Genomic DNA, 9,100 nt, shown 5'->3' on the forward strand with positions numbered 1-9,100 from the left:
TTCTATCCCTTCACCTATGCAACCGTCGCGGTCGTTGCACTGAAGCTGCTGTGGGATGGCATCGCAGGTCCGATGTAGAAAGGCGGCTGCGCCGCCGCCCGTCATCAGGGTCAGGCAGCGCTCGGCACGAGACGGCGGTTGCCGCCAAAGGCCAGTGTGGCGCCGATCAAGACGGCCAGCACCATGCCGGCGAGGATACCGATGTCATGCACGGTCGGCTTGAGCACCATGTCGGCAATGATGACCACCATCACCGCATAGTCGAAGCGCGCCGCGCTCATCATACGCTGGCCGATGGCAAGAACCTCTGGTGTGACGCCCTCTTTGGCGATCATTGCGCCCATGCGCTCGCCGGTCGGTTTGAAGATGAACATGCCGATCGAAAAGGTCGTGGCGTAGCCGGCCAGGCCGATGAGGATCCACAGGTCGGAGAAGCCGACCCAGAACCAGCACATGATGAGGCCGAAAATCAGCGTCAGCATCGACATCGGCGCGAAGAACCTGCCGCCCAGCTGACCGCTGGCGCGCATTGCCTGCAGTTTTTCCTCTATGTTGCCCGCCCGCTCGGCAAGCATGCCCAGCAGGAACAGCACGAAGCCGCCTCCGACCCACAGAATGGCGGTAGTGACGTGGAGGAATTTGACGATCGAGTACCAGTCCATGGGTTGCTCCTGCAGTGTTCCGGTCAGGTTGCGGCGGCGCTGATTTGCGCCGGCCGTCAGAGGAGCGGGCGTTTAGCGTGGCGCCTGTTTCGGAACGATGTCGCGAAAAACCCGGATCTGTTTCAGGCAATGAAGAAGCGGCTGAGATAGTGAACGCGCTATCTGATTTCCTGCTAATGTACGAATCGTCGGGAGGGGGTTGGCGCGACATCGTCCGGAAACATCGCCGATGCTAACGCGCTTAACGCCGGGAGCCCGGTGGCGACAACAATCGCCTGACGATCAACCCATTCCCACAACGGGAAAAGGCAATTCGGGGGACAGACATGCAAGGGGTAGCACGGAATTTCTTCACACTGGCCGTCATCTATTCGCTGTGCGGCATGGCGCTCGGCCTGCACATGTCGATCAGCCAGGATCACGGTCAGATGCCGACTCACGCCCACACAATGGTGGCTGGATGGCTGATGTCGGCGGTCTTCGCCTTCTTCTACCATTTGTTCCCTGCCATCGGGCAAAAGACACTCGCCACCGTTCATTTCTGGCTGACCGCAATCAGCGGCATCGGCCTGCTGATCGGCCTCTACTTCCTGCTTGCCGGCAATGCCGCGATCGAACCGCTGGTGGCGGCCTCCTCGATGGGCTTCTACGCAGCCATGCTGCTGTTCGCCTTCATCGCCTTGCCGGCGATCTGGAAGACGGCCTGAGCTGGACCTGGGGTAAGGTGAGGCTGTGCCGGCGATCTGGAGGACAGCCTGAGCTAGCCTAACGCAGGAGATGCTGTCCTGTTACGGCACAGTATGGCGGCGTTCGGTCAAAAAACATCCGCGCCGTTAAGGCTTCATTAAGCTTTACAGGTGTTTACTATGTTCATCCAGTGATCTGGATTCTTACCGAGTGGTTGGAGCCACTTTGTTTGACGCCTCCCTGTTAAACTCCTGAGAGCCGCCTTATCCGCGGCTCTTTTTTTGTCTTCATTTCCCTTTTTGTCCGCGTCTCAGCGGGGCCGCCCAATGGCGGCTCGCCGTTAACCTTCTGTTAAACATGTGCTTGCCTTCGCCGGTGACGAAGCGCATTTTCAAGCTTCAGTCAGATAGGGTTCCGGGTGTATCGGCAGGGAGCCGAATCGGCCGGTTGCAAGTGCAGGGGCGTATCAATGAACGAGCCTTCGAAGGGCAGTGCGAAAACCGTCAAGCTGGCGGAGCGCCGGGTTTTCTCGCAATCCTTCAAGCCGCTTTACCAGGAAGGCATGGGCCTGGTCGAACAGGCCGCCGAATATCTCGACGGCAAGGGCCGGGCCGAGGCAAAGAAACTGTCGCGGCTGGGCGCCACGCTCTATGCGGCCGAATCGATGCGGCTGACCACCAGGCTGATGCAGGTTGCGTCCTGGCTGCTTTTGCAGCGCGCCGCCAATTCCGGCGAGATGACCCGCGACCAGGTCGCGTCGGAAAAGTCCAAGGTGCGTCTCGACACCGCTTCCGCCCATGACGAAGCCGCCGGCTGGGCCGAGTTGCCCGAGGATTTCCTCGATCTCGTCACCCGCTCGCTGCGCCTGCAAGCACTGGTGCGCCGCATGGACGAGGAGATCTATGGCTCGAGCGCCTTGGTCGACATGCAACCGATGGCTCGCCGCCTCAATCCGGTTTCCGACCAGATCAGCCTGCTCAACACGGCTTTCGCTCGGGGTTAGACCTCGGTCCGTCTTCTGTTTCCGGTTTGTTCACATTTCGCTGGCATCGCTGTGGGCCGGAGGTAAACTCGGCAAATGGCGGAAGCGATTCGCATCATCGGTATCGATCCTGGGCTTCGGCGCACCGGCTGGGGCATCGTCGAAAGCCTCGGCAATTCGCTGCGCTTCATTGCTTCCGGCACTGTGAAGTCCGACGACAAGGCGGCGCTGGCAACGCGGCTGTGCCAGCTGCATGACGGGCTCGCCGAAATCCTGCACAGCGCGATGCCGCACGAGGCGGCGGTCGAACAGACCTTCGTCAACAAGGACGCGGTGGCAACGCTGAAGCTCGGCCAGGCGCGTGGCATCGCCATGCTGGTGCCGGCGCGTGCGGGGCTTGTCGTTGCAGAATATGCGCCCAACGCGGTGAAGAAGGCGGTGATCGGCGTCGGCCATGGCGACAAGAAGCAGATCCACATGATGGTGAAGGTGCTGTTGCCGAAAGCCGTCTTCGATACCGAACATGCCGCTGATGCGCTCGCCATCGCCATCTGCCACGCGCATCACCGGCAGAGCGTGGCCTACAGGATGGCGCTGGCCGGCTAGCTATGTTCTTGACTTGTTCACGCTGCAGGGATAAGTAATACCGCAGAGGTATTACCATGCGCGTGACCACCAAGGGGCAAGTCACAATCCCCAAGCCGATAAGGGACCGTCTGGGCATCGCCCCGGGCTCCGAGGTGGAGTTCGTGGCCACCGACGAGGGTGTTCGGCTGGTTGCCGTCAACGAGAACCTCTCCCAGGAAGAGAAATTGCGCAGGTTCAGCGATGTCCTCGACCAGATGGAGGGGACGTTGGATCTGGGAGGCATGACCACCGATCAGTACATGGAGTGGTTGAGGGGGCCGCGTGAAGATCTCGACGTTGATTGACACAAATGTCCTGATCGATGTTTGGGGTCCAGCCGGACCGATGAAAGGATGGTCGGCATCGGCAATCGCCTCCTGCCGCCGCGACGGCGCGTTGGTGGTCAACACGATCGTCTGGTCCGAGTTGGCGCCGCTGATTGCGACGGAAACGGCGCTTCGAAAAGCAGTCGACATGCTTGGGATGGATCGCGAACTTGTATCTTGGGACGCGGCGTTCCTTGCCGGCGTTACGCATTCCCGCTATCGCCGGGCCGGTGGCGTCAGGGAAAGAACCTTGCCCGATTTCTTTATCGGCGCTCACGCGACCGTCGCTGGACATCGTCTTTTGACCCGCGACGCTGCTCGCTACCGCAGCTATTTTCCCGACCTCGACATCATCTCTCCTGAGACGCACCCATGAGAGCCCATCTTCCATGAAAGGTCTGGCATGATCGGCAAGCTCAAGGGCACGCTGGACGAGGTCGACGAGGACCATTGCCTCGTGGACATCCATGGCGTCGGCTACGTCGCCTATTGCTCGGCGCGCACGCTGGCGGCGCTGCCTTCGCCCGGCGAAGCGGTGGTGCTGTTCATCGAGACCTATGTGCGCGAGGACATGCTGCGCCTCTACGGCTTCCAGTCGGTGCTGGAACGCGAGTGGTTCCGGCTGCTGATGAACAATGTTCCGGGCGTCGGCGCCAAGGTGGCGCTGGCCATCCTGTCGACGCTGGCGCCGGCGGATCTCGCCAACGCCATTGCGCTGCGCGATATCGCCATGGTTTCGCGCGCGCCCGGCGTCGGCAAGAAAGTGGCCGAGCGCATCGTCACCGAGTTGAAGAACAAGGCGCCGGCCTACGCCGGAACCGCCTCGGGCACCATCGGCCTGAAACAGGAACTCGGTGACGGCGTGGCATCCGCGCCCATCACCGACGCGGTCTCGGCGCTGGTCAATCTCGGCTATTCGCGCGACACCGCCGCCAATGCTGTGGCGGCGGCGCTGAAGACGGCGGGCGAGGATGCCGATGCGCCGAAGCTGATCCGCTTCGGGCTGAAGGAACTGGCGCGGTGAACCGTCGCTTGTTCAGTTCCTTGCCGTGTGCAAGGAAGGCGTCATGAGCCTGTCGCCCCGCCTGATTGCGCCGGAAAAACGCGGCGAGGATGCCGAGCAGACCTTGCGGCCGCAGACGCTCGACGATTTCGTCGGCCAGGCGGCGGTGCGGGCCAATCTCAAAGTGTTCATCGAGGCCGCCAAGGGCCGCAACGAGGCACTCGATCATGTGCTGTTCGTCGGGCCGCCCGGTCTCGGCAAGACGACGCTGGCGCAGATCATGGCGCGCGAACTCGGCGTCAATTTCCGCTCGACCTCGGGTCCCGTCATCGCCAAGGCCGGTGATCTTGCCGCGCTGCTGACCAATCTCGAGGAAGGCGACGTGCTGTTCATCGACGAGATCCATCGGCTGAGCCCGGCGGTGGAGGAGATCCTTTATCCGGCGATGGAGGATTTCCAGCTCGACCTGATCATCGGCGAAGGACCGGCGGCGCGTTCGGTCAAGATCGACCTTGCCCGCTTCACGCTCGTCGCCGCCACCACGCGGCTCGGCCTGCTCACCAATCCGCTGCGCGACCGTTTCGGCATTCCGGTACGGCTCAATTTCTACACGGTCCAAGAGCTGGAGCAGATCGTGCGGCGCGGCGCCCGCATCCTGCAAATGCCGCTTGGCGACGACGGTGCGCTGGAGATCGCGCGGCGTGCGCGCGGCACGCCACGCATCGCCGGCCGGCTCTTACGCCGTGTGCGCGATTTCGCCTCGGTGGCCGGCGACGGCCATGTCGACCGCAAGATCGCCGACGAGGCGCTCACCCGGCTGGAGGTCGATGCGCTCGGCCTCGACGCGCTCGACCGGCGGTATCTCAGCATGATCGCGCGCAATTTCGGCGGCGGGCCGGTCGGCATCGAGACGATCGCCGCCGGCCTGTCAGAGCCGCGCGATGCCATCGAGGACATCATCGAGCCCTATCTGATCCAGCAGGGCTTCATCCAGCGCACACCGCGCGGCCGCATGCTGACGGCCAATGCCTGGCGCCATCTCGGCCTCGACGCGCCGAAGGATCTGGCGCAGCAGCAGATCAACCTGTTCCAGGAAGAGTAATTTTCCAGTGCGCCGCCCCGTCGTCTCGGGCATTGGCTCAGCATTGCGTCGGTACGTTTTTTGAATGCGCCCGGAATCTTCTCGACCGATCTTGGCTGAGCGATCAATGCAGCCCGCGGATCACGTCCATTACATCCGGTTCGGCCTTGTCGCCGTTGAAGGCGTCGACGATGCCGAAGGCGCCGCCATAGCTCCACACCGCCCATGAGAAGCCGTGCGCTTCGGCGCGCCCGATCATGTCCCTGACATAGGCGGCCCGGTACTCGGCGGGCATCACATAGGCGTTGCCATATTCCTGGCGGATCATGCCGAACTCGCCCAGCGAGATGTTTTCCGGCTTGACGCCGTTGGCCTTCGCCCATGCCTCGACCTTTTTGAACGGCGCATCCATGAGGCCCAGCAACTTGTCGGGACTGTCCATGCTGGCGACCTGTTCGTCGAGATAGGCAAGCAGGCCGCTCTGCCGTGTCCACGGGGCCTCGGCCTTGATCCTGGCGCGGATGGTGTCGAGCGTCACGTCGAGCTGTGCCTTGGGCACCGCGGTCAACGGATAGGGCAGGCCAGTCACATAGGGGATGAAGTCGCCGGCCCAGGTCGCTCCCTGATGGGTGAGCAGGAACGGATCGTAGGAATGGAAGGTCCAGATGACGTTGTCGTCAGGGATCGCCTTCGGGTCGATCTTCTCCAGCGAGCTCGCCGCGGAATAGCAGGCGCCGGTCAGCACGAGGGTCAGTTTCGTCGCCGAGGATCGCGCCGCGGCGAACAGTTTGCGCTGGCGGTCCGGCCACAGGCTGGTGCCATCGCTGTCGCAGTCGACGATCGGTTCGTTCATCGGCTCGAAGGCAACCTGGGTGGGATCTTCGCCGGCCAGCGTGCGGGCCATCTTGCGGACCATCTCGACATAGGCGTCGAAGGTCCGCGGGTCGTCCATCACTTCAGCCATGCCGATCTTGCGGCTGCCGCCGGCCGGGATCAGGTGCATGTCGACGATAACCTTCAGGCCGGCGCGGTTGATCATGCGCACGGAGTCCAGCACGCTGGCATAGAGGTCGTCACGCAAGGCCACGGTCTGGTCGGACAGGAAAGGCGAAGGGTCGACCGGCATGCGCAGGAAATCGAGGCCGGCATCCTTCAGCGCCTTGAGGTCGTTCTCCCCAAGGAATTTGCGCCATTCCGGATAGGGCAGGATGGCTTCGGCGTCGCCCCACTGGTCTTCGCCGGGCCATGTGACCCATTGGTCGAGGTTGAGGCCGCGCTTCATCGAGAATGTCGCGGCCTGGCCAGGCAGCGCCAAAGCCACGAGCACGAACAGCGCCGCCGTCAAACTCTTGATCATCGCCGTCAACAGTGCCATCCGATGTTATGTTCCGCGGGAAACCGGTGCCTGGTCGGGGCTGAAAAAGGAAGCGCAATGGGCGATCATGGTGAATCGGCGACGCTGCTGGCCGGGCTTTCCGGCGCGCTGACCACGTTCGGCCATCGGCTGATGGCGCGGGTCTATTATGCCGACACCGATTTCTCCGGCGTCGTCTACCATGCGCGCTATCTCGAATTCTTCGAACGCGGTCGCTCCGACTATCTCCGGCTGACCGGCGTGCACCACACAGAGCTTGCCGATGGCAAGCATGGCGAAAGAATAGTCTGGGTGGTGCGCCGCATGGAGATCGACTTTCGCGGCCCCGCCCGCATCGACGACATCCTGACGGTCGACACCCGCACCGAGGAGATTTCCGGCGCGCGCATCTTCATGGCGCAGCAGCTCAAGCGTGGCGACGAACTGCTGGTCGAGGCCAAGGTCGAGGCGGCGATCATCGGTGAGAATGGCCGCCCAAGGCGTTTTCCCAGGGAATGGGTGGCGGCATTCATGCCGAGGGTGCGCTGATATTCAGGTGATGCCGGCCTGCAAACAGCAGCTTCCTGCGCTTCCCCGTTCTACCGCATCGCGGTAGAACTGTGCTCACGTACGAAAGTACGCTCCGCTCCGGTTCTCGGAATCTACCGCTTTCGGCTCGGCCTGACCTGAATCTCAGCACACCCTAGCGCAGCCATTGAATTGATGGCCTTGCCATTGGGCGTGGCAATGCGCCGCGCCTTATATACTAACCCATCCTTAACCATAACGGTTCATGAAGAGATTGGTGAAGATTGGCGTTATCGAACGCCTTCCTTTCACCAATATTTGCCCCGAAAAGGCCGATAACGGCACAGTTTGGGGTTGTTCCGGTAGCTTCGTGCGAACCGACCACAAGGGATGCCAGGGGCCAGCCGCCAGCTTCGCCCGGAAAATCTTAAGGACGTAACGATGGAAAATATCGCACTCGCCGACCCGGGCGCGCAATTGTCGGTTTGGTCGCTGTTCGTTTCGGCCAGCTGGGTTGTCAAGCTGGTCATGATCGGCCTGCTCTGCGCCTCGGTCTGGACCTGGGCGATCATCGTCGACAAGCTGGTTTCCTATGCCCGCATGCGGCTGGCGCTCAACCGGTTCGAACAGGTGTTCTGGTCGGGGCAGTCGCTGGAGGAGCTCTACCGCACGCTCGCCGACCGCAAGACCACCGGCATGGGCGCCATTTTCGTCGCCGCCATGCGCGAGTGGAAGAAGAGTTTCGAGAAGGGCGCCAAGTCGCCGCTCGGCCTGCAGACCCGCATCGACAAGGCGATGGACCTGGCGCTGACCCGCGAGATGGAAAAGCTGGAAGGCCGCCTAGGTTTCCTCGCCACCACCGGCTCGGCGGCACCTTTCATCGGCCTGTTCGGCACCGTCATCGGCATCATGACGTCGTTTCAGGCGATCGCCGGCTCCAAGAACACCAGTCTCGCAGTGGTTGCGCCGGGCATCGCCGAAGCGTTGCTGGCGACGGCCATCGGCCTGCTCGCCGCCATTCCGGCCGTCATCGCCTACAACAAGCTGTCGTCCGATGCGAGCAAGATAGCCGTGCGCATGGAAGGGTTCTCCGACGAGTTCTCCGCCATACTCTCGCGCCAAATCGATGAAAAAGTGGCCCCCAAGGCCTGAGGAGTAGCAGATGGGTATGTCCATGGGCATGGGAGGGCGCGGCGGGCGCGGCCACAGGCGGCGCGGCCGTCACCATGCACTGATGTCCGAGATCAACGTCACGCCGATGGTCGACGTGATGCTGGTGCTGCTGATCATCTTCATGGTCGCCGCACCGATGCTGACGGTCGGCGTGCCGATCGACCTGCCGGATACGCAGGCCAAGGCGATGAATGCCGACACGCAGCCGATCACCGTCTCGATCAACGCCGCCGGCCAGATCTATCTGCAGGAAACCGAGATCCCGATCGAGGAGCTGGTGGCCAAGCTGCAGGCGATCTCGAAGACCGGCTATGAGGAGCGCATCTTCATCCGCGGCGACAAGTCCACCGACTATGGCACGGCGATGAAGGTGATGGCCCGCATTTCGGCCGCTGGCTACAAGAACATCGGCTTGGTTTCACTGCAGGAACAGGACCAATAGACGCGCGATGAAGACCGGCCTCACCACATCGGTGATCTTGCATACGGCGGCGCTGACCTTCGGCCTGTTCACGCTGACGGCGCCGGCGGCACTTCCGTCGTCCGACGTCGAGTCGGTCGCGGTCGATATCGTGCCGATGGAAGCCATTGCGCAGACGTTGCAGGGCGACAAGAAGGCCGTGATGCATGAAAAGCCGGCACAGGTGCCGGCTTTTCATGCATCACGGCCTTCTTGT

General features: G+C 62.4%; 12 protein-coding genes and 1 pseudogene. 11 read left to right on the forward strand and 2 right to left on the reverse strand.

What is annotated here, in order from left to right:
- Nucleotides 1-110: 110 nt before the first annotated feature.
- Nucleotides 111-662 carry a DUF2269 family protein gene (locus tag EN984_RS12180; protein ID WP_127268486.1) on the reverse strand — a complete coding sequence of 184 codons (552 nt, stop codon included), beginning with the start codon at nucleotides 660-662 and terminating at the stop codon, nucleotides 111-113.
- Between the two features lie 326 nt (nucleotides 663-988).
- On the opposite strand from EN984_RS12180, the gene EN984_RS12185 reads away from it, so the two are divergent.
- The 7 genes from EN984_RS12185 (at nucleotide 989) to ruvB (ending at nucleotide 5,389) form a co-directional block, all read left to right on the forward strand.
- The gene (locus EN984_RS12185; protein WP_127268487.1) at nucleotides 989-1,369 is read left to right on the forward strand and encodes a hypothetical protein; all 381 of its coding nucleotides are present in this window, start codon (nucleotides 989-991) and stop codon (nucleotides 1,367-1,369) included.
- A 449-nt stretch (nucleotides 1,370-1,818) separates the two neighbouring features.
- Nucleotides 1,819-2,352 (forward strand): DUF1465 family protein, encoded by a 534-nt coding sequence (locus tag EN984_RS12190; protein ID WP_127268488.1) that lies wholly within the window; start codon nucleotides 1,819-1,821, stop codon nucleotides 2,350-2,352.
- Between the two features lie 75 nt (nucleotides 2,353-2,427).
- Nucleotides 2,428-2,937 carry a crossover junction endodeoxyribonuclease RuvC gene (ruvC, locus tag EN984_RS12195; RefSeq protein WP_127268489.1) on the forward strand — a complete coding sequence of 170 codons (510 nt, stop codon included), beginning with the start codon at nucleotides 2,428-2,430 and terminating at the stop codon, nucleotides 2,935-2,937.
- A 56-nt stretch (nucleotides 2,938-2,993) separates the two neighbouring features.
- Nucleotides 2,994-3,263, forward strand: coding sequence for an AbrB/MazE/SpoVT family DNA-binding domain-containing protein (locus EN984_RS12200; RefSeq protein WP_127268490.1), 270 nt, complete (start codon nucleotides 2,994-2,996; stop codon nucleotides 3,261-3,263).
- Nucleotides 3,241-3,660, forward strand: coding sequence for a type II toxin-antitoxin system VapC family toxin (locus tag EN984_RS12205; protein WP_127268491.1), 420 nt, complete (start codon nucleotides 3,241-3,243; stop codon nucleotides 3,658-3,660). Before EN984_RS12200 ends, EN984_RS12205 begins: the two co-directional genes overlap by 23 nt.
- Before the next feature lie 27 nt (nucleotides 3,661-3,687).
- A complete protein-coding gene (gene ruvA / locus EN984_RS12210; protein ID WP_013529140.1) occupies nucleotides 3,688-4,308 on the forward strand; it encodes a Holliday junction branch migration protein RuvA in 621 nt (206 codons plus the stop codon).
- A gap of 43 nt (nucleotides 4,309-4,351) precedes the next feature.
- Entirely contained in the window at nucleotides 4,352-5,389 is a 1,038-nt protein-coding gene (gene ruvB / locus EN984_RS12215; RefSeq protein ID WP_127272275.1) for a Holliday junction branch migration DNA helicase RuvB, read from the forward strand.
- Between the two features lie 103 nt (nucleotides 5,390-5,492).
- On the opposite strand, the gene EN984_RS12220 is transcribed toward ruvB, so the two are convergent.
- A complete protein-coding gene (locus EN984_RS12220; protein ID WP_127269538.1) occupies nucleotides 5,493-6,743 on the reverse strand; it encodes a cellulase family glycosylhydrolase in 1,251 nt (416 codons plus the stop codon).
- 57 nt (nucleotides 6,744-6,800) lie between these two features.
- Here EN984_RS12220 and ybgC point away from each other — a divergent pair, with 57 nt between their 5' ends.
- From ybgC to EN984_RS12240, 4 genes and pseudogenes are all read left to right on the forward strand, one after another.
- Nucleotides 6,801-7,271 (forward strand): tol-pal system-associated acyl-CoA thioesterase, encoded by a 471-nt coding sequence (ybgC, locus tag EN984_RS12225; RefSeq protein ID WP_127269539.1) that lies wholly within the window; start codon nucleotides 6,801-6,803, stop codon nucleotides 7,269-7,271.
- Between the two features lie 420 nt (nucleotides 7,272-7,691).
- A complete protein-coding gene (tolQ, locus tag EN984_RS12230) occupies nucleotides 7,692-8,402 on the forward strand; it encodes a protein TolQ (protein WP_013529145.1) in 711 nt (236 codons plus the stop codon).
- A 10-nt stretch (nucleotides 8,403-8,412) separates the two neighbouring features.
- Complete coding sequence (gene tolR, locus EN984_RS12235; RefSeq protein WP_023811855.1) at nucleotides 8,413-8,865, forward strand: protein TolR; 453 nt, start codon at nucleotides 8,413-8,415, stop codon at nucleotides 8,863-8,865.
- A gap of 7 nt (nucleotides 8,866-8,872) precedes the next feature.
- Nucleotides 8,873-9,100, forward strand: a pseudogene (locus EN984_RS12240) (hypothetical protein); the annotation flags it as partial.

This window comes from Mesorhizobium sp. M7A.F.Ca.CA.004.12.1.1 (genome assembly GCF_003997835.1).
In the GTDB taxonomy this organism is placed as follows: Bacteria; Pseudomonadota; Alphaproteobacteria; order Rhizobiales; family Rhizobiaceae; genus Mesorhizobium.